Source organism: Sphingomonas sp. Root710 (assembly GCF_001429065.1).
GTDB lineage: Bacteria > Pseudomonadota > Alphaproteobacteria > Sphingomonadales > Sphingomonadaceae > Rhizorhabdus.
This window is the reverse complement of sequence record NZ_LMIB01000020.1, coordinates 12,346-37,866: the sequence shown is the minus strand read 5'-3', so window position 1 is coordinate 37,866 and position 25,521 is coordinate 12,346. Positions and strand designations below refer to the sequence as shown.

The 25,521-nt window shown below is 63.6% G+C and carries 22 protein-coding genes; 15 read left to right on the top strand and 7 right to left on the bottom strand.

The features are described from left to right. Positions 1 to 70: 70 nt before the first annotated feature. The 6 genes from ASE00_RS22335 to ASE00_RS22310 form a co-directional block, all read right to left on the bottom strand. On the bottom strand, positions 71 to 841 hold the full coding sequence (locus ASE00_RS22335; RefSeq protein WP_056384022.1) for an aldolase/citrate lyase family protein: 771 nt from the start codon (positions 839 to 841) through the stop codon (positions 71 to 73). After that, entirely contained in the window at positions 838 to 1,620 is a 783-nt protein-coding gene (gene hpaH / locus ASE00_RS22330; RefSeq protein WP_056384021.1) for a 2-oxo-hept-4-ene-1,7-dioate hydratase, read from the bottom strand. The genes ASE00_RS22335 and hpaH (ASE00_RS22330) overlap by 4 nt, the downstream gene beginning before the upstream one ends. A 22-nt stretch (positions 1,621 to 1,642) precedes the next feature. Then, entirely contained in the window at positions 1,643 to 2,533 is an 891-nt protein-coding gene (locus ASE00_RS22325; protein ID WP_056384019.1) for a dioxygenase, read from the bottom strand. 59 nt (positions 2,534 to 2,592) lie between these two features. After that, a complete protein-coding gene (locus tag ASE00_RS22320) occupies positions 2,593 to 4,086 on the bottom strand; it encodes an aldehyde dehydrogenase family protein (protein ID WP_056384017.1) in 1,494 nt (497 codons plus the stop codon). 189 nt (positions 4,087 to 4,275) lie between these two features. Next, on the bottom strand, positions 4,276 to 5,091 hold the full coding sequence (locus tag ASE00_RS22315; protein WP_056384015.1) for an NAD-dependent epimerase/dehydratase family protein: 816 nt from the start codon (positions 5,089 to 5,091) through the stop codon (positions 4,276 to 4,278). After that, positions 5,088 to 5,474: a MarR family winged helix-turn-helix transcriptional regulator gene (locus ASE00_RS22310; RefSeq protein WP_082594906.1), complete on the bottom strand. Its 387-nt coding sequence runs from the start codon at positions 5,472 to 5,474 to the stop codon at positions 5,088 to 5,090. The genes ASE00_RS22315 and ASE00_RS22310 overlap by 4 nt, the downstream gene beginning before the upstream one ends. 347 nt (positions 5,475 to 5,821) lie before the next feature. Here ASE00_RS22310 and ASE00_RS22305 point away from each other — a divergent pair, with 347 nt between their 5' ends. From ASE00_RS22305 to ASE00_RS22265, 9 genes are all read left to right on the top strand, one after another. Further along, on the top strand, positions 5,822 to 6,346 hold the full coding sequence (locus ASE00_RS22305; RefSeq protein ID WP_235538795.1) for a hypothetical protein: 525 nt from the start codon (positions 5,822 to 5,824) through the stop codon (positions 6,344 to 6,346). Next, positions 6,343 to 7,335: an ornithine cyclodeaminase family protein gene (locus ASE00_RS22300; protein ID WP_056384009.1), complete on the top strand. Its 993-nt coding sequence runs from the start codon at positions 6,343 to 6,345 to the stop codon at positions 7,333 to 7,335. The genes ASE00_RS22305 and ASE00_RS22300 overlap by 4 nt, the downstream gene beginning before the upstream one ends. 15 nt (positions 7,336 to 7,350) lie before the next feature. Next, complete coding sequence (locus ASE00_RS22295; RefSeq protein WP_056384007.1) at positions 7,351 to 8,445, top strand: cupin domain-containing protein; 1,095 nt, start codon at positions 7,351 to 7,353, stop codon at positions 8,443 to 8,445. A 4-nt stretch (positions 8,446 to 8,449) separates the two neighbouring features. Continuing rightward, the gene (gene hpaH, locus ASE00_RS22290) at positions 8,450 to 9,298 is read left to right on the top strand and encodes a 2-oxo-hept-4-ene-1,7-dioate hydratase (RefSeq protein WP_056384005.1); all 849 of its coding nucleotides are present in this window, start codon (positions 8,450 to 8,452) and stop codon (positions 9,296 to 9,298) included. 23 nt (positions 9,299 to 9,321) lie between these two features. Then, positions 9,322 to 10,116, top strand: a complete 795-nt coding sequence (hpaI, locus tag ASE00_RS22285) for a 4-hydroxy-2-oxoheptanedioate aldolase (RefSeq protein WP_082594905.1) — start codon at positions 9,322 to 9,324, stop codon at positions 10,114 to 10,116. A 1-nt stretch (position 10,117) separates the two neighbouring features. Further along, complete coding sequence (locus ASE00_RS22280; RefSeq protein ID WP_156405545.1) at positions 10,118 to 11,509, top strand: aldehyde dehydrogenase family protein; 1,392 nt, start codon at positions 10,118 to 10,120, stop codon at positions 11,507 to 11,509. Between the two features lie 143 nt (positions 11,510 to 11,652). Further along, complete coding sequence (locus ASE00_RS22275) at positions 11,653 to 12,318, top strand: ester cyclase (RefSeq protein ID WP_056384001.1); 666 nt, start codon at positions 11,653 to 11,655, stop codon at positions 12,316 to 12,318. Beyond that, positions 12,318 to 13,013 carry a cytochrome b gene (locus tag ASE00_RS22270; protein WP_156405544.1) on the top strand — a complete coding sequence of 232 codons (696 nt, stop codon included), beginning with the start codon at positions 12,318 to 12,320 and terminating at the stop codon, positions 13,011 to 13,013. Before ASE00_RS22275 ends, ASE00_RS22270 begins: the two co-directional genes overlap by 1 nt. Positions 13,014 to 13,069: 56 nt before the next feature. Further along, a complete protein-coding gene (locus tag ASE00_RS22265) occupies positions 13,070 to 14,014 on the top strand; it encodes a LysR substrate-binding domain-containing protein (protein WP_056383997.1) in 945 nt (314 codons plus the stop codon). Between the two features lie 12 nt (positions 14,015 to 14,026). Here ASE00_RS22265 and ASE00_RS22260 read toward each other — a convergent pair whose 3' ends face one another. Further along, positions 14,027 to 15,067: a LysR family transcriptional regulator gene (locus ASE00_RS22260; RefSeq protein WP_056383995.1), complete on the bottom strand. Its 1,041-nt coding sequence runs from the start codon at positions 15,065 to 15,067 to the stop codon at positions 14,027 to 14,029. Between the two features lie 142 nt (positions 15,068 to 15,209). On the opposite strand from ASE00_RS22260, the gene ASE00_RS22255 reads away from it, so the two are divergent. The 6 genes from ASE00_RS22255 (at position 15,210) to ASE00_RS22230 (ending at position 25,506) form a co-directional block, all read left to right on the top strand. Further along, positions 15,210 to 17,315: a hydantoinase/oxoprolinase family protein gene (locus ASE00_RS22255; protein ID WP_056383994.1), complete on the top strand. Its 2,106-nt coding sequence runs from the start codon at positions 15,210 to 15,212 to the stop codon at positions 17,313 to 17,315. Then, positions 17,315 to 19,486, top strand: coding sequence for a hydantoinase B/oxoprolinase family protein (locus ASE00_RS22250; protein WP_056383991.1), 2,172 nt, complete (start codon positions 17,315 to 17,317; stop codon positions 19,484 to 19,486). Before ASE00_RS22255 ends, ASE00_RS22250 begins: the two co-directional genes overlap by 1 nt. Positions 19,487 to 19,512: 26 nt before the next feature. After that, positions 19,513 to 20,259 (top strand): SDR family NAD(P)-dependent oxidoreductase, encoded by a 747-nt coding sequence (locus tag ASE00_RS22245; RefSeq protein WP_056383989.1) that lies wholly within the window; start codon positions 19,513 to 19,515, stop codon positions 20,257 to 20,259. 68 nt (positions 20,260 to 20,327) lie between these two features. Beyond that, positions 20,328 to 21,752, top strand: coding sequence for an aldehyde dehydrogenase family protein (locus tag ASE00_RS22240; RefSeq protein WP_056384073.1), 1,425 nt, complete (start codon positions 20,328 to 20,330; stop codon positions 21,750 to 21,752). A 140-nt stretch (positions 21,753 to 21,892) separates the two neighbouring features. After that, positions 21,893 to 24,073: a TonB-dependent receptor gene (locus tag ASE00_RS22235; protein WP_162256513.1), complete on the top strand. Its 2,181-nt coding sequence runs from the start codon at positions 21,893 to 21,895 to the stop codon at positions 24,071 to 24,073. A gap of 95 nt (positions 24,074 to 24,168) precedes the next feature. Beyond that, positions 24,169 to 25,506, top strand: a complete 1,338-nt coding sequence (locus tag ASE00_RS22230) for an MFS transporter (protein ID WP_056383985.1) — start codon at positions 24,169 to 24,171, stop codon at positions 25,504 to 25,506. Positions 25,507 to 25,521: the final 15 nt, after the last annotated feature.

The window sequence follows — 25,521 nt, the reverse complement described above, 5'->3', positions numbered from 1 at the left end:
CAGGCAGGAGCTATCTTTTCCTAGAATGGAGTTGGTCGGCGTGAAGAGGTTCGATCCGTTGCGGCGGCCTTTAGCCCTTGAAACTTCGCAAGAGACCATCTGCCGCTCGCGCGAGCAAGCCGGCATCCACCCCCACGGCAACGAAACGCGCGCCGAGATACTGGCAACGCTTCGCAAAGACAGGATTGCCTGTTAGTATTCCTGCCGGCTTTCCGCAGGCCACGATACGTGTGATCGCGCTCTCGACCGCTTCCACGACCTCAGGGTGATCGAGTTCGCCGATGTGCCCGAGACTGGCAGCCAGATCTCCCGGTCCAACGAAGACACCATCCACGCCATCGACGGCGGCAATCGCCTCCAAGTTATCCAGAGCGGTCCGCGTTTCAACTTGGACAAGAAGACAAATCTGTTCTTGGGCGTTCTTTGAATAATTTTTGATCCGTCCAAATTGTGTGGCCCTTGTCAGGGCAGATACGCCGCGAATACCGCTAGGCGGATAGCGCGAGGCCGCAACGGCGGCTTCGGCCTCCTCTGCAGACTGAACATAAGGAATGAGCAATGTCTGGGCGCCGATATCGAGATAGCGCTTGATCAGGATCGGATCATTGGCTGCAGGCCGCACGACTGCGGAGACGTCTGCAAAGCCGGAAAGCGCCTGCAACTGTGGCAGGACCGTCAGCACATCCGCTGGCGAGTGCTCAGTGTCGAGTAAGAGCCAGTCGAAGCCCGCGCCCGCGACCACATCTACCGCGAAAGCCGTCGACAAGGTCGACCATAGCCCAATTTGCGATGTTCCCGCCGTGAGAGCATGCTTGAAGCGGTTCTGCGGCAGGATGCTCATCGGAAGGAGACGCCAATGGCGCCGAGCGGGCCATAATCGGCCTGCAAAACATCGCCTGCGACAATGTCCACCGGCCGCGTGAACGACCCGCTCAGAACAATTTGACCTCTTTCCAGTCCGGAGCCCACTGCGTGCAGCTTGTCCACGAGCCAAGCGATACCGGCCGCCGGGTGTCCCATGACAGCAGCGGATACACCGCTTTCCTCAATTATGCCATTTTTTGAGAGCGTGGCGCCGATCCAGCGCACGTCGATGTCATATGGCCGAACTGGTCGGCCACCCACTACTATGGCGCCAAAGGCTGCATTGTCCGCGATCGTGTCGACGATCGCGCGCGGAACCTCGGTGCGATAGTCAATGATCTCCAGCGCAGGCACGATGGCTTCGGTCGCCCGCATCACGTCGTAGATGCGCTTGCCCGGCCCGGCGAGATCCTCCCCCATGATGAAGGCGAGCTCGACTTCGAGGCGCGGCTTGATGAAATCCGCGGCGCAGACTGCCGCCCCGTCATTGTAGAAAGCGTCGTCGAGGATGCGGCCATAATCCGGCTCGGTCATCTTCGACGCGAGCTGCATCGCGCGGCTGGTGAGGCCGATCTTGTGGCCCACCAGCCGCGCGCCTTTGGCAAATCGCGCTTCCGCCCAGATATCCTGCACACGGTATGCGTCCTCGATCTCCATTTCGGGGAAGAGGCGCGACAGCTGCGGCGTGGGTCGCTTGCTGGTCTCCGCTTCGATGATTGCGGCGGCGGCTTGCTGAAGTTGGGCGTCGGTCAGCATGGTTTTCGATGGCTCCGGGGGCTCACTTGATAGGCGGTTGGGGCAGGACGGGATCGCCCCGCTCCATTACGAAGTTGTAGGTCAGCGAATACCAGGGGCTGGGGATCGTCGGATTCGCGGGATGCGGCTCGTCGTGGCGCACATATTCCCCCATCGTCCGCTCGGTGACGCCGAACTGCACGTCGCTCGTGAGATAGGGATCGTCCGGATCGTAGATCTGGCTGATCAGCACCTTGTAGCCGGGCCTGGCGATCAGCGCGTGCAGATGGGCCGGGCGATAGGGATGGCGATCCTGCGCGGCGAGAAGCCGGCCGACCACGCCATCGGTCGGTATCGGATAGCCGCTCATCTTGATCGAGCTGAAGGCGAAGCGGCCATCGGCGTCTGTGGTGAACTTGCCGCGCAGGTTCATGTCCGCCTGCGAAGGATCTTGATTCTCGTAAAAGCCTTCGGGCGATGCGTGCCAGATATCGACTTCGGCAGCCGCTATGGGCTGGCCTGCCGCGTCGGTCACGCAGCCTGACACGAACAGCGGCTGCCCCGGCGTTGCGGAGCGGACGATCGAGCCGCCGTTCGGCGTATGCGGCGAGTGCATGCGCCAGAAGGGGCCGAGCAGGTTCTGCGACGTCTCCTCCCGGCCCATGTCGCCATTGTTCAACAGGCAGACGAGCGACGACACACCCAGCGAGCCCGCCATGAGAACGGCTTCGTTATGCGTGTCGCTGCTCTGCTTGCCGATCTGGTTGATCAACGAGGTCGCCATGCGGAATTCCGCCTCGGTGAGCTTCACGTCGCGGACGAAGCCATGGAGATGCTCGACCAGGGACATCATGATCTCGCGCAGGCGCGGGTCGGCGGTATTGCGCATCACCGCGAGCACCGCCGGCGTGACGTCGCTTTCATGCCTGATCATGGCGTCACGCCCGGATGACGCGCCTGCTTCGGGATGCGTTGCCATCTCCGCGCCCCTGCTCAATTGGTGTTGAGGTTGATGACCACCGACTTGGTGACGGTGTAATGGTCCAGCGTCGCGAGGCAGAGTTCCCGGCCGAATCCGCTTTGCTTGTAACCGCCGCTGGGAATGCCCGGCTTGAAGTTGAAGTAGCGGTTGACCCAGATGAGCCCCGTCTCCATCGCGCGCGTCATGCGGTGGGCGCGGGTCAGGTTTTGGGTCCACAGACCCCCGGCCAGGCCATATTCGACGCCGTTGACCAACTTCAGCATCTCGTCCTCGTCGCGCCAGCGGATGACCGAGGTGACGGGTCCGAAAATCTCCTCCTGTGCAATCCGCATGTCGTTGCGGACATCGGTAAAGATCGTCGGCTCGATGAAATAACCGTCGCTCAGCCCTTCAACCTGCGCGGCCTTTCCGCCGAAGAAAGCGCGCGCGCCTTCCTGCGGGCCCAGCTCCAGATAGCCGCTGACCTTGTCGAACTGCGCCTTTGACGCCATCGCGCCGAGCTGGGTTTCGGGATCGACCGGATCGCCCTGGCGCACTGCGGCCAGGCGGCGCGCAAAGGCTTCGAGGAACTGGTCCTCGACCTTCTCATGAACGAACACGCGGCTGCCGGCGACGCACACTTCGCCCTTGTTGAATATGGTGCTTGTGGCGGCCGACTGGGCGGCCGCCTCGATGTCGGCATCGTCACAGACGATATTGGCGGATTTGCCGCCGAGTTCCATCGTCTGCGGAATGATATTCGCCGCAGCATAGCCGATGATCTTCTGCGCGGTCGGGCGTGATCCCGTGAACGCCACCTTGCGCACTAGCGGGTGCGAGACGAGCGGTTGCCCGACCACCGATCCATGGCCCGCCACCACATTGACGACTCCCGGCGGCAACAGATCGGCGATGTCCTCGATGAACGCCATCACCGAAAGACAGGCGACTTCAGCTGGCTTCAGCACGATCGTGCAGCCTGCGGCAAGCGCGGGGGCCAGCTTCGCCGCCGCCATCAGCATCGGCACGTTCCAGGGAATGATCTGCGCGACGACGCCGATCGCCTCGCGATGCACGATGACGGTCGTGTCCTCGAAATCGAGCGTTTGCCCGTAGATATGGAAGGCGGTGCCCGCGAAATAGTCGAATTGCCCTGCCGCACCGGGGATGTCATGGCTGAAGGCGTCGCTGATCGGCTTGCCGTTGTTCAACGTCTCCATCATCGCATAGTCGAACTGCCGCTCGCGGATGCGCTGGGCGATCGCGCGCAGCAAAGCCTGCCGCTGCGGAGCGGACGAGCACGACCATTTCGGCAGCGCCTTGGCCGCCGCCTCGACCGCGCGATTGACGTCGCTTGCGCTTCCCGCCTGGATATGGGCGAGAACCTCGCGCGTGGCAGGGTTTTCCAGCGCGATGGTCGTTCCATCGCTGCCCCCGACCCATTCGCCATCGATGAAATGTCCATAGGTCTTAACCGCGCTCAGCCGGCTGGCGGCTTCACGGGTCTTTTCGAGCGTCAGTTCCATCGTTGCTCTCCTTTGCTGCGGGTCGCATCTGTGCGTGCCACTAAGCGCCGCTCCGCAGCCGCCTCGTGGCTGGCCGCCATCATCGGCGTCTGACGAAATGCGAATTGGTTTGGGGCAGGATTGACCGGTATCATGCCCGGACATCCCAATGCGGCGGCGGACTACCGGCCCGCCGACGCCATGAAGCGACTACAGCGTGCCTTCCCGCGCCGCCTGATGCACAGTCGCGACCTTTGGTAGGAAGCCGAGGGTGCGGGCGAGCGAGCCGTCGAGATGTCCGAACCACGGATTGTCGAGCGGTTCGCCCGAGGGCTCCATCGTGAATCCGACGATCGTCGCGACCTCAAGGATCGAGGTCGGCGCTTCGTCCACGATGTTGACGATGTGATTGTCCATCTTTCCGTCGAGCGCCAGGTTGACCGCCGTTTCGATATCGCGGTGATGGATCAGGCTCATCCGCGTCGCGGGGTGCCATTTGAACATGCCGGCCAGCTTGGGCAGCGCTTCCAGATGGCCGTCCTCTTCGCCATAGACAAAGCCCAGCCGGAGGATCGACCAGTTGAGCCCGCTCTCGCGCAGCGCATTCTCGGCTGCGAGCTTGCTGGCGGGATAGGCGAGCTGCGGCTCGGCCACATTGTCCTCGCGTCCCGGGTAGGGGGTATCGCGATTGTAGATCAGCCCCGTGCTCGCCATGATGAAGCGGCAGGACGGCGCATATTGCTTTGCGGCTTCGATCAGGTTGCGGGTCCCGTCGAGATTGGCGGTCCAGATGTCCTGTGGTTCCGGCGTGCGCAGCACTGCCGCGAGATGGACGATGGCGGTTACGCCCTCGACCGCGCTCTTCAGCGAGGCGGGATCCAGCAGATCGCCTTCGACGGGAACTGCGCCGGCGGGAAGCTCCTTGCCCGCGCGAACCAGGGCGCGGCAATCAATCTCTGCGGCGGCGAAACGCTTGAGCAGACGGGATCCGACAAGCCCGGTTCCTCCGGTGACCAAAATCGTCATTTTGAACTATCCTTGCGTGCATGATGAGTGATCCGTTCGGTAGCGGCGCGGAGCACGGTCTTGATGGTGAGGAGATCGCTCTCGTCGACCCCCTCGAAGGCAATCGTCTGGATGAGGCCGATCGGATCGGGCAGTGTCGTCCACAGAGCCCGGCCCGAAGCCGTCAGCTCGAGGATGCGCTGTCGTTGATCCGCCGGATCGACGAGCCGCCTGACGAGGCCCTTGCGGACAAGGGCGTTCACCACCTCGGTCAGCGTCGGCTTTTCGATCTGCAGCAATGATCCCAGTTCACGCTGACCGGTCGGCCCATGATTGGCCAACTGATACAGGACATACCATTGGGTCGATCCCAGATCATAAGGCCTAAGCGTCGCTTCGATCATTGTCCGGCTGGCGAGATAATAACGCTTTGCCCAAGCTCCGGCTGTGTCATGCTTATCGTCGTCCAGGCCGTTTTCCTTTCGTTCGCCACCGAACGAAAATTAGGCGCGGTGCCGTCGGCAATGGAAATACATAGTTTGATTGATGGTCATATCGTCCGGGTATTGCCGTCCCGGATTCCCATCAGCGGTCGCAGATCGGGCCATCCCGCCGATCCTCATTGATATACTTTCTTGATATTGCCGGTGGTCTGATAAGATATTTCCCCGCGAACGCTGTCTCCGCCACTCTATGCGCAAGGAGGCAGTGAACCGTGTCCAGACAGATATCCCGACTATCTTTCGAAGAGTTGAGCAACGAGGCGCAGGCGCTGCTGTCGGCACGGGTCGAGCGCCTCGGATATTTGGGCGAATTTTTCCGGTGCACGGGCCATCAGCCGGCCATCCTCGTCCCGTTCATGCAGATGACCGAGAATCTGAAGAAGGCGCTGCCCGACAAGATCACCGAACTCGGGGCCCTCACGATCGCGTCGCTGGCGACGAACAATTATGAACGGCATCAGCATGAGCGCTTGTCGGTCCGGCTCGGCTTCGAACCGGAATGGGTGGCCGCTGTCGAGGCGCTCGATCCCGATGCACATCCGCTGCTGTCCGAAACCGAGCAGGCGGTGCAGCGCTTTCTGATAGCAGCTGTTCGCCAACACGGCAGGAACGTCGCGGTCGAATTCGAATCGGTCGTCGATATCATCGGCGCGGACCAGGCGATCGCGCTGCTGTTCCTGATCGGCCGATATCTCACCCATGCGCTGATCGTGAACACATTGGAACTCGCGCCACCGGTGCCGTCGATCTTCGCGGGAGTGGATGGCCAATGAACGATATTCTCTGGATCACCGAGCAGGACGTGGTCTCGTTGCTCTCGCTTCCGGAAGCCATCGCGGCCTTGACGGAGGGGCTGCGCGAGGAGGCGACCGGTCAGGCGTCCAACATGGTCAAGACGCACATCGTCTGGGACGGCCATTCAACGATGCACGCCATCGGCGCGGTGTTCGGGCAGGTGGGGCTGGCCGGCACGAAGATCTGGGCCCACACCGCCGGAGGCGCGATGCCGCTTCTGGTGATGATCGATGCTAATGATGGTTCGGTCCGTGCCATCATAGAGGCGTTCGCGCTTGGTCAGATGCGCACGGGCGGGATCAGTGGCGTCGGCACGGCGCTTATGGCGGAACCGTCGGCGCGGCGCATGGCGATGATCGGCGCCGGAAAGCAGAGCCTGGCGCAGGTCGCCGCGGTCGCGGCAGTACGGCCGCTGGAGCGTGTCGCGATATGGAGCCCGACGCCCGAGAAGCGCGAAAAGCTCGCGGCGGCAGTCGAAAATGTCTTGGGGATCGAGGCGATCGCGGCGACGAACCTCGAAGAGGCCATCGACGCGGCGGAGATCGTGACGCTCGCGACGCGCGCGACATCGCCCTTTTTGATGTCGGCGATGCTGCCGCGCGGCGTCCATATCAATGCCGTTGGCGCGATCACGCCCGAGCGCGCCGAGTTCGATACCGCTCTGCTGGACCGCGCGGGCCTGATCGCGGCGGACAGCGTGCCGCAGGCGCGCAAATTGTCACGCGAATTGATCGAGGGCTTTGGGGATGATGCGGCGGCGTGGGGTCGGGTGCGTCCACTGAATGCGCTCGTTGCCGAGGACGGCGTACGCCCGGCGGACGCGGACCTCACGATCTTCAAGGCCATGGGAATGGGTATTTCGGACTTGTCTCTTGGTTCCGCCGTGCTGAGCCGCGCGCAATCCGCCGGGCTCGGCCGCCTGATATCCCGCCCCGTCCGCGTGGCGCCCCGCCTGACGCGTAACTGATTGAAGGACTGTCCGATGAGCGATTCCGTTTTTGTCGATGCCAGTGGTTCGCTGCCCGAGCGTGACGCCGCATGGGAGCCGATCGTTATTCCCCGGGCGCAGATCGATCGCGAGATCGAGCGTCTTGCAGCCTTGCCGCGTCCTGGCAACGGTCGCAGGCGCTCCTATTTCGTTCATCCGTCGAACAAACGGTCGCGGGGGCTGGCGCCGGGGATCGAAGTGGCGCTCGACGTGCTCCTGCCCGGCGAGGAAACCGCGACCTTCCGCCAGAATTCGACCCAGGTGAACTTCGTGATCCGCGGATCGGGAGAAACCGAAATCAGCGGCGAGCGCCGGCGGACATCCTTGTTCGATGTGTGGAACACGCCGTCGATGCGGATCTACCGCCACAAGAATCTAGGCGACGATCTCTATGTCCGGCTGACCTATTCGAACGGCGCGTTGCTCGACATGATGAACATCCATGTGATCGAGGAAAGCCCGGTGCCGCCTGTCCGTGCGATCGAAAGCGCCACCGGCCATGCCGAGGCCGACGAGCGCAAGGTCAATCCTTTCGGCACCTTCCCGCTCAACGACGAGGGCGCATGGATGATGCCATATGAAACGCTAATCAATCCGCCCTCGGTGCAGAGCCCCGCGCTCTACTGGCCCTGGGGTCAGGTCAAGCAGCACCTCGACAAGCTCGAGGCGCTCGGCAAGGACTATGTCGGCCGCCGGCTGTACCTCCTCTATAATCCGATGACGGGGCGCACCAACGGCACGACGCCCAATTTCTTCGCGACGATGACCCTGCGTCCGCCCAAGATCGTCGATCGGCCGCACCGCCATTCGTCGGCGGCGATAAACTATTATTTCTCGGGATCCGGCCGGTCGACCGTCGAAGGCAAGGTCTATGAATGGGCGGCGGGTGACCTGATGCTCTCCGCGCCGGGCTGGGCGGTGCATAATCACGCGTCTTTCGACGAACCGGTCTATGAGCTCACCATTCAGGATCAGCCGCTCAACATCGCGATGGAATCGTTGCTCTGGCAGGAGAGCCTGAAGGAGCCGCCGGCCCTCCTCGGCACAGAGCAGGGTTTCGCCACCAATCGCACGGCTGCGGTCGCCTGATCCGATGGCGCTCGCTGCCAGCATCGATGGTCTCGCGAAAGGCGTCACGCTGTCGGACGACGCGGTTGTTACCGCGGCTTTGGCGCTCGACGGCGCAGCGCGGACGCACGTCCAGATCCCCTTGCTGAGCGAGGATCATCCGGCGATGACCTTGGACGATGCCTATGCGATACAGTCAGCCTGGGTGAAGCTCCAGCAGGCGAATGGCGATCCGGTCGTCGGCTGGAAGATCGGCCTCACCTCCAAGGCGATGCAGGCTGCGCTGTCGATCGATATCCCGGATTCGGGCGTCCTCCTGCGCAGCATGGTCTTCGAGGACGGCGCGGAGATCCCGCCCGGCCGGTTCATCCAACCGCGGATCGAGGCCGAGATTGCCTTCGTGATGAAGACGCCGCTGGACAACGCCGATCCGTCGCCAGACGAGATATTGGCGGCGACCGAATATATCGCGCCGGCGCTCGAAATCCTCGATACGCGGGTAACGCGTAAAGATCCTCGGACAGGCCAGGCCCGCCGGGTCTTCGATACGATCGCCGACAATGCCGCTAATGGCGGCATTGTCCTCGGAGCTCCGGTGAGGGACATCGGTGCGCATGATCTACGATGGATCGGCGCCATTGTATCGCGGAACGACGAGGTCGAAGAAACGGGGCTGGGGGCAGGGGTTCTCAACGATCCGCTGCTCTCGGTGTCGTGGCTGGTCACACGGCTGGCGGCCTATGGCGCCCGCATCGAGCCGGGCCAGATCATCCTGTCAGGATCCTTCATCCGGCCGGTCGAGGCTCCGCCGGGCAGCCGCATCGTCGGCGATTTCGGCAACTTCGGCCGAGTGTCCTGTCACTTCACCGCTTGATCCATGCACAAGGAATTCCGACGTTGAACGCTTTCAAGCAGGCGATCGCCGCCGGTCGGCCGCAGATCGGCTTTTGGCAGGCACTGGCTTCGCGCTATTCGGCGGAGATCTGCGCGGGCGCGGGCTTCGACTGGTTGCTGATCGATGCCGAACACGCGCCGAACGACATCCCGTCGATCCTCGATCAGCTTCAGGCAGTTGCTGCCTATCCGGTCGAAGCAGTCGTGCGCCCGCCGATCGGCGATCCGGTGATTATCAAGCAGCTGCTCGATCTCGGTGCCCGCTCGCTGCTCGTCCCGATGGTGGAAAACGGGGCGCAGGCCGAACTGCTCGTGCGTTCGACGCGCTATCCCCCGCACGGCATCCGGGGGGTGGGATCGGCGATAGGTCGGGCCAGCCGATGGAACCGTCGAAGCGGCTATCTGCAGGATGCCGCCGACGAGATATGCCTGTTGCTGCAGGTGGAATCACTCGCCGGCCTCTCCACCATCGATGACATTGCCGCGACCGACGGGGTCGATGGTGTTTTCCTGGGGCCGTCGGATCTTGCTGCTGCGCTCGGGCATCTTGGCAACCCCGCGCATGCGGATGTTCAGCAGGCGATAGAGGATGGGATCGCCCGCATTCGGGCGGTAGGCAAGGCGGCGGGGATTCTCATCGCCGATCAGGCGCTGGCCCGCCATTATCTTGAGCTGGGCGCGACGTTCGTCGCGGTCGGCACCGACATCACCGTGCTGGCGCGCGGCGCCGAAGCGCTGGCGCGCGCCTTCAAGCCGAAGAGCGCGGACGAAAGCCCCGCCGCGCGTGGAGTCTACTGACGTGTCGAACGAGAATAGCGGCGCAGGCGCCTTGTCGATCAACCCGGCAACAGGTGCGGTCATCGGCCGCCATCCTTTCCATAGCGCCGAGGATTGCGATCGCATTCTGGCGCGAGCCGCGCAGAGCCAGGCGCGATGGGCGGCATCGCCATCGGCGCAGCGGGCCGCAGCGATCGGAAGGATCGGCGAGACGCTCCGGCAGAAGCGCGAATCGCTGGCGGCGCTGATCACGTCCGAGATGGGCAAACCGATCTCCGCGGCGCGGGCGGAGGTCGAGAAATGCGCGCAGCTATGCCTTTGGTATGCGGCCAATGAGGAGAAGCTTCTCGCCGACGAGCGGATTGACACGGCCGGAGACGGCGAGGCGGTCGTCGCCTTCCTTCCATTGGGCATCGTCCTGGGTGTCATGCCGTGGAATTTCCCTTTCTGGCAGGTGCTGCGGGCGGCAATACCGATCATGCTGGCAGGCAACGGCTTCCTCCTGAAACATGCCGACAATGTTCAGGGCTGCGCCGCGGCGCTCGAAAGGGTCATCGCCGAAGCGGGCGTGCCGGAGGACCTGTTGGCCGTAGTCAACGTCACGCGCGGCGATCTGCCCCGCATCATCGCCGACACACGCATTGCCGCCGCGACGGTGACAGCCGGAACCGCGGCCGGCGCCGCGATCGCCGCCGATGCGGGCCGGAACCTGAAGAAGACCGTACTCGAACTGGGCGGATCGGATCCGTTCATCGTCCTGGCCGATGCCGACGTCGACCACGCGGCCGCGACGGCGGTGCGCGCGCGCTTCCAGAATGCGGGGCAGGTCTGCATCGCGGCCAAGCGGATCATCGTCGAACGCGGCATCGCGGATCGCTTCTTGGCGAGCTTTGTCGCCGGGGTGAAGGCTTTGCGCGTCGGCGATCCCGCGGAAGAGGCGACCGAGATGGGCCCGATGGCGCGCGGGCGTCTCAGGGACGAGCTGCATGGGCAGATCGTCGCCAGCGTCGCCAGGGGCGCGATACTGGTGCTGGGCGGCGAGGTTCCCGACGGGCCCGGTTTCTATTATCCGCCGACGATTCTGTGCGGCGTCACGTCCGACATGCCGGTCTATTGCGAGGAGACCTTCGGCCCCGTCGCCGCGATCATCCTCGTCGACGATGCGGACGATGCGATCCGCATCGCCAATGACAGCGACTTCGGCCTGTCCGGCGCCCTGTGGACGCGCGATATGGCACGCGCATCGGCGCTCGTCCGCCGGATTGAGACGGGGGCGGTCTATGTCAACGGCATGGCGGCGTCCGATCCGCGCGTCCCGATCGGCGGGATCAAGCGGAGCGGCTACGGCCGCGAGCTGTCGCATTTCGGCCTACGCGAATTCTGCAACGCGCAGCTGACATGGCTGCGCGACTGACGGAGTTCGCCGCGCGACGCTCGCCAGCCATATATAACCCGCGGCCTATGGGATAAATTCCAAACGCTATTGGACCGACTTCCGGGGGCCGCTCTACCATTTCTCTGAAAATGACAGGGCCGGAGCCCATGGAGAGAGGTCGCATGAACAACATCCCGTTCAATATGTCCGGTGCGCTAGGCGCATTGGCCCGTCTCTGCTTTGCCTTGTCGGGGCGACTGATGCTTTCCGCCTTGGCGGTCGGTGTTCCGGCGGTGGTTCACGCGGGCGAGGCCACGTCTGCCAGCCGCCAGCCATCCGATCCGGGGCTGCCACGCGACAGGGTGCTCAAATATGAGGTGACGTCATCGCAGGCTCTTCGCAACATCCGTAACTTCGTTGCCTTTCAGCTCGAGGTCGCCGAGAAGCATGACGTCACTCGTCTCGACGATCTGGTCGCGCCTGCCATGATCGTGCATTCGTTCGGGCCGGGCTCGATCATGGCCTGGCTCCAAGGTGCCCCGCAGAAGGAGCGCGTGCTCGATCGCGCCTTTTTCCGCGATACCGATGCGTTCGCAAACCTCCAGGATCACAAGATCGTGATCGAGGAAGTTTATGGCATCGGCGATGTCGTCGTCGCGCGCTGGCGGATTGAGGGGCTCGGCAAGGGGCCGCTCTTCGGCGTTCAGACCGCAGGCAAGAAGGTGCTGACCCACGAAACCGGCTTCATGCGCTATGACGACATGGGTCGAATGGCCGAGGGTACGTTCACGATCGACGGAGCCGAGCTCTTCCTGTCGCTCGGCGTGCCTGCGCCGGTGGTGAAGTGATGGCCAACATCGAGTCTGCCGCCATCGGGCGATATACGCGTGTCGCTATTGCGCTCCACTGGCTGATCGCAGCATTCATCGTCTACAACCTCGTCTCGGGCTGGTACATCGCCGAGCTGCCGTCGATCTTCCGGGATTTCCATGTTTCCGCGGGGCTGACCGTGCTGATCCTAACGTTGGCGCGGATCGGATGGCGCCTCCTGCACCGGCCGCCGCCGCATGACGATGCCCTGAAGCCTTGGGAGAAGGGGCTTGCGAACCTTACGCACATCTGTCTGTACGCCGGAATGCTCGTTCTGCCGTTGACGGGCTGGATAACCATCTCGTTGAATCCGCTGCCGGGTTCGGAAGGGGCGGCCTATCTCGAAGCGATGAAGGCGAGGGTGGCTATCGCCAGTGGGCACGCGCCCGCGCCCCGACATCCGCCGCTCACCTTCTGGCGGATCACCAAGATTCCGCGGATCACGCCATTGCAGCGGCTCGGTGCTCGCCCAGAGGATGTTCCGAGCCAGTTGAAATGGCACGACAATGTCGCCAAATCTCACGAGATCAGCGCTATCATCTTACTGCTGCTGCTGGCGCTCCATCTCGCGGGCGCGTTGAAACATGAATGGTTCGATGGCCGCCCGCAGCTGAGGCGCATGGGACTTCCAGGCAGGCACAAGGCGCGTGGAGAGATCACCGACCCTGCATAATCGGCTTCCGATGATCGCAGCCATGCTTTAGGAATGCGGCCGTGAATTTGCGGCAAATGCAATATTTGGTTGCCGTTGCGGAGGAGCTTAGCTTCAGCCGCGCCGCCTTGCGGTGCAATGTTTCGCAGCCGCCGCTCAGTCGCGCGATTCAGGATCTGGAAAGGGAGATCGACGCCCGGTTGTTCGTTCGCGACAAACATAGCGTAGCGCTGACGCCCGCAGGTCGAAGCCTCGTCGACGATGTGAGCCTGATACTCCGCCAGCTGGGCGAAAGCGTGAACCGCGCCCGCCAGACTGCGCAGGGCTTACGGGGAAGCCTGTCGATCGGCTTCGGCGGATCGGCGGTCTTCGCGCTGCTTCCGGCGCTGGTGCGGGGGTTCCGCGAAAAGGTCTCGGACGTCGAGATCCGCTTCTGCCCCATGCCGGTGCCCTATCAGATCGAGGCGCTGCGCAACCGGGAGATCGATGTCGGTATCCTGCGTCTGCCGGTCCATGACGAGGTCGTTGAGACCAGGCTCGTCCATCGCGAGCCGCTGATCGTCGCGCTGCCGAGCCATCATCCTCAACTGGCCCAATCCGGCGCCCTTTCCGTTGGAGAGCTGGCCTCGTCCCGCTTCGTCACGTATCTGCCGTCGCGCGGCTTCAACTACCATGCCGATCTCCACGCGCTATGCCGCCTCGCGGGGTTCGATCCGGACATCGCGCACGAAGCGCCGACGACCGAGGCAGTGGTAGGCATCGTCGCCTGCGGCGAAGGCGTTGCGATCGTGCCGGCGTCCGCCGAGCGCCTGCGCATGCGCGGCGTGTCCTTCCGCCCCCTCGACGTGCGCGGCATTCCGGAACATCTCGGCTCGGTGTCCTTCGGCCTCGCATGGCATCGGCAATATGCCTCGTCGACCACAAACGAGTTCGTGGCTCAGGCGGCGCTCGCCTCGCTGGAAGAAAAGCAAGTCGGCGTCGATTTCCCGGCGGGCGGCAGCGATCAGACGCCTGCCGACTGACGCTGCCGTTCGTCAGGCGTCGTCCGCCTGCTCGTCGCGCTTCACATATTCCTTCGGTCGCGAGTTGACGATGTGATCCAGCAGGCGCCGCTGCAGCGCCGACAGCAGCTTGCGGCGACGATGGACCAGGAACACCGGCAGCGTGACGTGCTGAAGGTCGGGCGTCTCTATCCTGCGTAGCATCTTCAACGCCAAGTCGTCGCGAATGGTCGTTTCGGGTAGGAAGGTCACGCCGATGCCCGCCCGCGCGGCCCGCTTCAGCGCCTCGGGGTGGCCTAGCTCCAGCGCGATGTTGCGCATGACGACGCCGTTGGCCCGCAGCATCTGGTCCTCCAGATCGCGGGTCACGAGACCGCGGGGCGGCGTCACCCATGTCACATCGGAGAGTTGCGCGTTGCTGAGACTGTCGCTGATCGGCGCGCCTTCGGGCGAGGCGCACAACACCAGCGGTTCCTCCCACAATTTCTGCGCGGTCAGGTCGGCGATGTCCTGCGTGCGGTCCAGCACGACGATCGCGAAATCGCAGCTGCCGTTCCGCACCGCGTCGAGCGCGATCGGCGGGCTGGAGACCTGCACCGCGATATGCGCGCCGGGATTGGCGCGCGAGAATTCGACCACCATGTCGGTGACAAGGTAGGATCCCGCCGCCATCGTGGCGGCGATGACCGCGCTGCCCGCCGCGCCATCGCTCAGGCTTCCCAGTTCGCGTTCGATCTCGAAGCTGCGCGCGATCATCTCGCTGGCCCAGCGATACACCCTGTCACCGGCTTCGGTTAGCACGAGGATGCGCCCGCTCTTGCGCAGCAGCGTCACGCCCAGCTTGTCCTCCAGGCTGCGCAACTGGGCCGTCACCGCGGGCTGCGCCACGCCGAGCTTTTCGGCTGCGCGCGTCACGCCCGACTGGTCGATCACCGCGCAGAATATCTGGAGCTTCTGGAGTGTTACCTGCGATGACCGCAGCCGCCGCATGCTGCCGTTCGCCGCCTGTTCCGGGCTGCTATGTTGAGCGGCACGCGCCTCGATTTCCGCAGGATCATCATAGCGCTTATTCATAAGCAACCTCGTATGGGTTCGTTGATTCTATATATTTGTCTTATCACTACACCGGGCCCAATCTTCCCTCAAGCCGCGAGCGATGTGGTGCGATTTTCATCGCACATCGGAAGGTCTCGTGGCGCAGGAGAGGGCACCCGAAATGTATCTAGGCGTCGATATCGGCGGCACCTTCACCGATCTCGTCCTGCTGGACGAGGAGGGTCAGATCACTGTCACCAAGGCGCTGAGCACGCCCGGCATGCTCCAGGACGGCGTGTTCGACGCGATCGGCCGGGCGGCTGAAACGCGGGGCCTGTCCGCCGACGAGCTCATCGGTCGCGTCACCGCCTTCGGCCATGGCACCACCCAGGCGACCAACGCGCTGATCGAGCGCGATGGCGCGCGCACTGGCCTGATCACCACGCGTGGCTTCGGCGATACGCTCCTGCTCCAGCGCCTCATGGGGTTCACCGCCGGCGTTCCGGTCGATCGGCTGGGCTGGTATAGCCAGCGGCGATATCCGGCGCCGATCGTGCCCCGGCCGCTGATCAAGGAAGTCGTCGAGCGCGTCGATCAGGCGGGCAATATCCTGGTGCCGCTCGACGAGGATGATGTCCGCGCTGCGCTGGCCGATTTCATCGCCGAGGATGTCGAGACGATCGCGGTGTGTCTGCTATGGTCCTTCCGCCATCCGGCGCACGAGCGGCGCATCCGCGAGATCATCGCCGAGATGATGCCGAAGGCCTATGTCAGCCTGTCGTGCGATGTCGCGCCGGTCATCGGCGAATATGAGCGCATGGCGACGACGGCGATGAACTCCTATCTCGCGCCTAAGGTCGTTTCCTATCTCGATCAGATCGAGGGGTTGCTGCGCTCGCGTGGATTTGGCGGCTCCTTCTCCGTGCTCAACTCCGCGGGCGGGGTGATGCCGGTGGCCGAAGCCGCCGAGCGTCCGGTCGTTCTTGTCACGAGCGGGCCGACCGGCGGCGTCATGGGTTCACTCCAGCTCGCCAAGGAACTGGGCCTCGCCAATGTGATCACCACCGATATGGGCGGCACGAGCTTCGACGTCGGCCTGATCGTCGACGGCAAGCCGCTGCTCTCGACCAATCACGAGGCCGGCGGATATCATATCAGCACGCCGATGGTTGAAATCCGCGCGATCGGCGCAGGCGGCGGCTCGATCGCGCATGTCGAGGGCGGGCTGCTTCGCGTTGGGCCGGAAAGCGCCGGTGCGCGTCCCGGCCCCGTCTGCTACGGCCGTGGCGGCACGCGGCCGACGGTCACCGATGCGGACGTCGTGCTGGGGATCATCGATCCGAGCGGATTCCTCGGCGGCAAGATGAAGCTCGATCGCGATGCCGCGCGGAACGCCATCCAGCATCATATCGCCGATCCGCTTGGGATCAGCGTCGAGAGCGCGGCTGCAGGCATCCGCCGGATCGTCGATGCCCATATGGCGGATACGCTGCGGGAGGTCACGATAGGTCGAGGCCATGATCCGCGCGACTTCGCGCTGTTCGCTTATGGCGGCGCGGGCCCGGTTCATTGTGCAGGCTTCGGTGCCGAACTCGGCGTCTCGAAGATCGTTGTGCCGTTCACCAGCATGGCGCATTCGGCTTATGGCGCGCTCGTCTCCGATCTCAACCATTCGGCGGAGATTTCGCTGATCATGCAGGGCGGCGGCGGTGCGGCTCCGCTCCATCACGGGCTGGATGCTCGGGCCGTCGAAGCCGGTTTCGTCGATCTGGAAAAAAACAGCCGCGCGGCGCTTCATCGTGCCGGCGTCCCTGATGGCGACATCATCCTCCAGCGCTCGGTTAGCATGCGCTACCGGCGGCAGACCAACGATCTGGCGATCGAGCTGACGCCGGGCGTGGTCGACGACGAGGTGCTCGTGGCCCTCACGCAGCGCTTCGAAACCACCTACGAGACGATCTATGGCGAAGGCGCGGGCTTCTCCCAGGCTGGGCTGGAAATCACCAACCTGCGCGTCGAGGCCATCGGCCGCACGCACCGGCCTGCGATCCGCCTGAGCATGGCGACCGAGCCGCCCGTGCGGCGTAGCCGCGACGTGTTCGAGCCGATCCTGGGGCGCTGGATGGACGCGGCGGTCTATGCTTGGCGCGCGTTGCCGGTCGATTTCGAAATCCGTGGCCCCGCCATCGTCGAGCATCCGGAGACGGCGCTGTTCATCGCGGCTGGTCAGGTCGCGCGGCTCGATGCCGCGAGCAACATCATCATCACGCCCGAGGGAGAAGCCTGATGGCAACGGCTGTGCATCCGTCGGCGGCGCGCGACGCGAAATTCGATCCTGCGGAGATCGACACGATCACCTTCGAAGTCGTCCGCAACAAGCTTCAGGCGATCACCGAGGAACAGGCGACCACGCTGAAGTCGGCTTCGGGCTCGCCCGTCGTCACCGAGGCGACCGACTTCAACAACGGGCTGTACCTCGCCGATGGATCAATCGTCACGATGGGGCCGCAGGTGCTGTTCCATACGGGCACGATGTCCAGCGTAATCCGCTCGATCATACAGGATTTCGGCGATAATCCGGGGATCGCCGAAGGCGACATGTTCATCCTGAACGATCCCTATAAGGGCGCGATCCACCAGCCGGACGTCTCGATCGTGGCGCCGGTTTTCATCGGCGGCCGGCATGTCGCCTGGGCGGGCTCCTGCGCGCATCAGCTCGACATGGGCGGCATGAACTTCGGCAGCTGGGGCATCGGTGCCACCACGATCCACCAGGAGGCCATGCTCCTGCCAGGGCTGAAGCTGGTCGAGGGCGGCCGGCTTCGCAAGGACATCTGGCAGATGATCATGGGCATGACCCGCCTGCCCGACACGCTTGGTCTCGATCTCAAGGCGATGATCGCCGCGAACATGGTGGCTACCCGCAGGCTGACCGCGCTGATGGAGCGCTACGGCGTCGACGTCGTCGAAGCGGTCATGCGGCGCGAGATCGAGGCATCCGAGCGCCAGATGCGCGAAGCGCTGTCCAACCTTCCCGACGGCATCTTCCGGGCGCGGGATTATCTCGAGCATGATGGGCACGAGGACGTTCTCTATCAGATCAGCCTCGCCGTTCATAAGCGCGGGGACAGTCTCCACTTCGACTTCGCCGGCACGTCGCCGCAGGCCCCCGGCCTGATCAATTGCACCATGTCCGGCCTTCGCGGCGCGGTGTTGACCGGCCTGCTTCCGATCCTCGCGCCCAAGATCCGCTGGAATGAGGGTGTTATGCGCGTCGTGACGATCGATGCGCCGGAGGGATGTCTTTGCAACGCTACGCGTCCTGCGCCGACATCGGGGGGCACTATCTCGGCCGCCTGGATCGTCCAGAACGTCACGGTCGCCGCGCTGTCGCGCCTCGCCACCTGCGCGCCGGAGACGGTGGGCGAAGGCCAGGCCGTGACCAAGGGACATATGACCGTTCTCACGCTCGCTGGTCAGGGGCGTGACGGGGGCCCGTTCGGAACCTTCCTGCTCGACTCCACGGCGGGCGGCGGCGGCGCGTTTATCGATCATGACGGGCTGGACGGTTCGGGCGATTATGTCGTGCCGCGCCCCGCGATCGCCAATGTCGAATCGAACGAGGCGTCCAGCCCGCTGCTGTATCTGTTCCGCGAATTCGTCCCCGACAGCGGCGGCCCCGGCCGCCAGCGCGGCGGAATGGGCTCGGTGCTCGCGATCACGCCGCACGACACGCAGGGCCTCGCCGCGATGATGCTGGGTCACGGTATCGAAGTTCCGAACTCGGTCGGGCTCTATGGCGGCCTGCCGGGCTCCTGTGGGCGCAATTTCTTGGGCAGGGGCCTTGGAACGGTGGCCGAGCTCAGCCGCAATGCCGCGGGACTGAACGCCTTGTTATCGCTTCCGATCGAGGATCTCGGGCCGAAGCCGGGACATCTCCACATCGGGGCGGGCGATGTCATCGGTTATAGTTTCCAGGGCGGCGGTGGATTTGGCGATCCGCTCCGGCGGGATCCGGTGCGGGTCGCGGCCGATGTCTGGGCCGGCCGTGTCTCGGTTGCGGCGGCTCAGGATCGCTACGGCGTCGTCCTATCGGATGGGCAGGTGGATGACGCCGCAACCTCGACGCGCCGAACCGCCATCCGCACGGAGCGGCTGGCCGGTGTCACGCCGACGCCGCTGTCCGACGAGCTTCTGGCGGCCGATGTTGCGGAAGTGCGGATTGAGGATGGCCGGTTCCGCTCGCTGGGCGGCCATGATCTCGGCCCGGCCTCCGGAGACTGGAAGCAGCATGTCGTGAAACGGACGGTCGCCGCGGACGCCTATGGCCAGCTCGTCAGGCTGCATCCCGATCTGGAGATGCGCGAATTCATCTGCCCGACCAGCGGCACGCGGCTGGAAGTCGAGATCGTGCGCAAAGACCAGGCTTCGCTGGTCACGATGCAGCTCGACGGCTGATTTCAGCCGTATCTGAAAGGACAAGAATGACGCAATCGGTCATCGTGACGGGGGGCGGCCAAGGAATCGGCCGCCGGATCGTCCTGACACTGGCGGAACGGGGCACCAGCGTGTGCATCGTCGACACCAACAAGGAACGCGGGGCGGCGGTCGTCGACGAGGTTGCGGCCGCGGGCGGGCGGGCCATTGCGGTTCGCGGCGATGTTTCGAGCTTCGCCGATTGCCAGGCGGCGGTCGCCGATACGCTCGATGCGTTCGGATCGCTCAATGGGATCGTCAGCAACGCCGCGATTTTCTCGACCCTGCCGATGCGGCCCTTCTGGGAAATTCCCGAAGAGGAATGGGATATGGTCATGGCGGTCAACCTCAAGGGCATCTGGCAGATGGCCCGCGCCGCGCTGGCGCCGCTGCAGGCGGCCGAAAATGCCAGCATCGTCAACATGTCGTCGAGCACGGTCATGATGGGGCGTCAGAATTACGCCCATTATGTCGGCTCGAAGGCGGGCGTGATCGGCCTCAGCCGGGCGATGGCGCGCGAGCTCGGCGAATATAATGTGCGGGTGAACGCGCTCACCCCCGGCCCGATCTTCACTGAGGTTCCCCGCGCGTCGGTCACCCCCGAACAACGGGTGCAGCTGGTCAATGCCCAGTCGCTCAAACGGCCTGGCTCGACCGAGGACATCGCCGACGTCGTCGCCTTTCTGCTCGGTCCTGACAGCCGGTTCATGACCGGACAAACGGTCAACGTCGATGGCGGGATGATGCATATATGACCCAGGCTTCCTCAGCGTTCGTGGCATCGGCTTATGACAGCCATCGCTTCGTTACCTCACTCGATCGCATGTTGATCGGCGGCGAACTTGTCGCATCGCAAAGCGGTGAATATGATTATTCGATCAGTCCCGTCGATGAGCGTGTCATTGGTCGCACGCCGGCCGCGACCGAGCAGGATGTCGATCGCGCGGTGCGGGCAGCCGAGGCCGCATGGCCTGCCTGGGCGGCCCTTTCGCCGCTTGAGCGTGGCGAGGCCATGCGGGCCTTTGGCGATGCGATCGCCGCCCGAGCCCAGGAAATCCTCGAGGTAGAGGTCGCGGACACCGGCAACACGATTACGCCGATGCGCGGCGATGTAGGTGTCGCTATCGATAGCCTTCGCTACTATGCCGGCATAGCTCATGAGCTCAAAGGGCAGACAATTCCGGCGACGTCTGAGAATTTGCACCTGACCGTTCGAGAGCCTTATGGCGTGGTTGTCCGGATCGTGCCGTTCAACCATCCGATCATGTTCGCCGTGGCGCGAACTGCGGCAGCGTTAGCTGCTGGTAATGCCGTGATCGTTAAGCCCCCGGAGACTAGCCCGCTCTCGGCGATGATACTTGCAGAGATCGCGCGCGATACGTTGCCTCCCGGAATTTTCAATATCGTCACCGGCTCTGGCCGGGTCGCGGGGGATGCGCTCGTCCGACATCCGGTTGTGAAACGTATCGCCTTCATCGGATCGGTGCCGACAGGCCGTGCAATCCAACGGGCGGCGGCGGAGTCCGGTGTGAAACATGTCACGCTCGAGCTCGGCGGTAAGAACCCGATGATCGTCTTCCCGGACAATGATGCCGACGCCATCGCACAGGCCGCCATCGGCGGAATGAACTTCTCCTGGCAAGGCCAGTCGTGCGGATCCACCAGCCGGCTGCTCGTTCATGACGCGCTTTACGATGCCGTGGTCGAGCGTGTCGCGGCACGGATGGGATTGATCCGGGTCGGAGATCCACACGATCCTGCGACGGGCATGGGGCCGCTCAATTCGAAGGTCCAGCACGACAAGGTGCTGGGCTTCATCGCTGACGCGAAGTGCGAAGGCGCACGGCTGATCTTTGGGGGTGGACGGCCGCAGGGCGAGGATTTCAGCCGCGGCTTTTGGGTCGAGCCCACGGTGTTCGCCGATGTAACGCCATCCATGCGCTTGTGGCGCGAGGAGGTGTTTGGCCCGATCCTGTCGATCGCGCGCTGGAGCGATGTCGACGAGGTCGTCGATCTCGCCAACAGTACCGAATTTGGCCTGACGGCAGCGATCTGGACCAGTGATGTCAAAGCTGCGCTGTCGGTCGCGAAGCGCGTGCGTTCCGGACATGTCTGGATCAACGGCTGTAGCCGGCATTTCCTCGGCGTTCCCTTTGGCGGGATGAGCAGCAGCGGCGTCGGCCGCGAGGAGGGGATCGAAGAAATGCTCAGCTATACCGAACTCAAGACAATCAATGTGATGTTGTAGCTTACTTTTAAACCAAGAATTTTCACTCGAGAAACTTAATGAAGTGGGGAGGATGGGATATGAACTACAGGAGCTCTTCTTTGCAGCAGGGGGCGCGGCGCATCGCTTTAGCAGCGTCCGTCAGCGCGCTCGTTTTTTCGATGCCTGCTTTCGCGCAGGAGGCCGGCGCGCCGCAGCCGCAGGCGGCCGATGCGAACAACGGACTGGAGGACATTATCGTGACCGCAACGCGGCGCGCGGAGCGCTCACAGAGCATCCCTGTCGCGATCACGGCGATCGGTGGCGACCAGCTCAAGGCCGCGGCCGCGACAAATCTGCAGGCGCTGACCAAGGCCGTGGTGGGCGTGCAATTCGATGCCGACGGCGGTCAGAAGTCCGAGCTTGCCATCCGCGGCATCTTCACCAACCGTTTCGATATCGGTTCGAACCCGTCGTCGGGCGTTTACGTCGATGACGTGTATCAGCCGCGTTTCGCCGACGTGTTTTCGGGCCTCGTCGACGTCAGCCGCGTCGAAGTGCTGCGCGGGCCGCAGGGCACGTTGTTCGGCCGCAATACGATCGGTGGTGCCGTGTCGATCTTCACCACCGATCCGGGTGACAGCTTCGAAGGCTATGTCAGCGGCGGTTATGGCAACCGTAGCCTGGTCGACGTACGAGGCGCGATCACGACTCCGATCAGCGACACCGTCTCGAACCGGTTCGCGGCCGGCTATCGCGACCGCAAGGGCTTTATGCATGATCTGACGAGCGGCAAGTCTGACGGGTTCAGCCACCTGACCGTGCGCGATACCTTCGTTGCCAAGCTGACCGATAGCCTGACCTTCAAGCTGAACGGCTCCTATTATCGCGGCAATTACGACGCGACCCTGTATGATCCGATCGCGGGTCCGCTGGTGCTGCAGGGGCCGCAGACGAGCTATACGCTCGACAAGGATCCGTGGCATGGCACCTATTCCTATCCTGGCTTCAACAAGGTGCGGAACAAACAGGCTTCGGGACGGCTCGTATGGGATGCCGATCCCATGACGATCACCGGAATTGTCAGCTGGGTCGGCTACGGCCTCGATATCCAGCAGGATTACGACGGAACCGACAAGGATTTGTTCGGCTATGGTGCCAAAGCCAGATCCGACACTTATTCCGGCGAACTGCGCTTCTCGTCCAACAGCGACGGCTTCCTCTCCTTCGGCGATCGGCTGAAGTGGGTCGCGGGCCTCTACCTGTTCCAGGATAAGGGCTATGAGAATTCCGATCTCTATTACGGCACCGGGACCACGCTTGCCTTAGCCGAGTTCAACAATCCGGCGCGTGTGGCGGGCACGCCGCTGCAGGGCGCGCACAAGCTCGTCTATCTCAATTCGAACCTGACGAGTGTCGCACTTTACGGCCAGGGCACCTTCGCCATTACGGACAAGATCGGGCTGACCTTTGGCGGGCGCTACACCCGCGATGAGCGCAAGTTCACCCTGCGCGGGGACCAAGCCAGCGTTCCCACTTTCGCCCGGCTAGCGGTGCCCTACACCTTCGTAGCAAAGCCGGTCGACACGTCCTTCGACCCGAAGATAGGCCTTGAATTCAAGCCGAACGCAGGCACGCTGTTGTACGCGACCTTCTCACAGGGGTTCAAGGGCGGCGGCACCCAGTCGACGCCGGGTATCCTGTCGGAAGCGCAGGTCATTCTCCGTCCGGAGAAGGTCAAGGCCTATGAAGTCGGCATGAAGGCGGATTTCCTGGATCAGCACCTCCGCCTCAACTGGGCGGTTTTCTACAACAAATATCGCGATCTCCAGGTGCGCCGTTCGATCACCCTACCTAATGGCGTGTCTATCTCGCCGAGCGACAATGCGGCGACGGCGACGACCAAGGGGGTGGAACTGGAAGTTTCGGCGCGGCTCACGCAGCAGCTTCGTATCGATACGAGCTATGCCTATCTGCGAGGTCGCTTCGGTGAATATCGGCCCAGCGCGACCACCAACTATGGCGGCTTCGACCTGCCGCGCGCTCCGTCGCATCGCCTCAACGGATCGGTGAACTATGATATGCCGTTGGGCGGAGCGGATCTGAGCTTGCGAGCTTCGTACAACTATACCAGCAGCTTCTATTTCCGGGCGGACAATCTCGCCAGCCAGAAGCAGAAGGCCTATGGACTGGCTGATGCCTCGGCAACGTTGAAGCTGCACGGGGGCACGTCGGTCCAGCTGTGGGGCCGTAACCTATTCGACAAGAAATATGCCAGCTACCTCAACTCCATCGCGTCCGAGGTGGTGGCTACTTATGGTGATCGCCGGACCTATGGCTTCACCGTCACGCAGAACTTCTGATGACATGCGCGCGCCGGGGTCGCCGTCCCGGCGCGCGATCATGACGACATCGAATATTTAAGTCGTTTTTGCAGAGAGATTGAGGGGGATTGCGGATGGCCGTGTCGAACAAGGCTGCAATCGTCCCGGACGCGACGGCTTGTCAGGCCTCCGCCAGCTGGCGCGCGTGGACGACGCTGGCGATCTTGGCGTCATTCTACGTTCTGTCCTTCGTCGATCGATTCATCATGGCGCTGCTGCTCGATCCGCTCAAAACGGATCTGGTGCTTTCGGATCTGCAACTAGGGTTTGTATTCGGCACGGCCTTCAGTATCTTCTATGTCGCCGCCTCGATCCCGCTCGCGCGTTTCGCGGATACGCGCAACCGCAAGGCGCTGATCATGGCGGGCGTGCTGTTCTGGTCGAGCTGCACCGCGCTTACGGCGTTCGCCTCGAACTATTGGGTTCTCTCGGTCCTGCGCATCGGTTTGGCAATCGGCGAGGCCGCGCTTGTTCCGGCGGCGATGTCCTTCATCAGCGACCTGTTTCCGCCGCGCCACCGTCTCATCGCGCTGACGCTGTTCTCCGCCACGGCCATGGCCGGAAGCTCGCTGACCTTCCTCGCCGGCGCCGCGCTGATCCAGTTCATCCAGTCGCTTCTGCTCGCGGGCTTCGCTCCGGGCTGGCAGGTTTGGCGCGCGGTTTTCATCGCGGTCGCGATGCCGGGCCTTGCCCTGGTCGCGCTGTTCTCGCTCGTCGCGAGGGAACCCGCGAGGCAGGGACAGGATGTCGACGCCAAGCCCGGCCTCGGCGAAATCCTGTCGCATATGCAGTCGAATGGCTGGCTCTATTTCGGTTTGTTCATCGGCGACGGCTTCGTCCTGATGATCATGCACGGCACCGCGGCCTGGGCGCCGACCTATATCCAGCGCGCCTTTGGCGCCTCGGTGGCGGAGGCGGGCTATGCCTTCGGCATCGCGCAGGCGGTGGCAGGCGGGGGCGGCACGATTGTCCTGTCGATCCTGCTGCGTAAACTTGCCGACGCGAAGCAATTGTCGCTTGCCGCCGCCCTGCCCATCGCGGCGTCCATCGGCGGCGCGTTGATCATGATCGTGGCGCCTTTCGCCATGTCCAAACTGTCCTTCGTCACCTTCTACGCTTTCGCCGGGTTCCTCCTTATCGGGACGTCAAATGCGGTAACGATAGCTCTCCAATATTTCGCCCCGCCCCGCATGCGCGCGACCTTGACCGCCATTCTCCTGATGATCACCTCGATCATCGGGATGGGGCTGGGCCCCGTCCTCGTCGCCAGCCTCGGCCGCTTCGGGCGCGCTGCCCCGCTCGCGCTCACCTGGGGCATCTCGCTCAACAGCATTGCGGGGATGGTGGGCTGTATCCTCTTCTTCGGTTTGTCGCTGCGGATCTTCCGCGAGGCGCTCCAGCGCAACGCCTAATCCGCGCTCACGGCA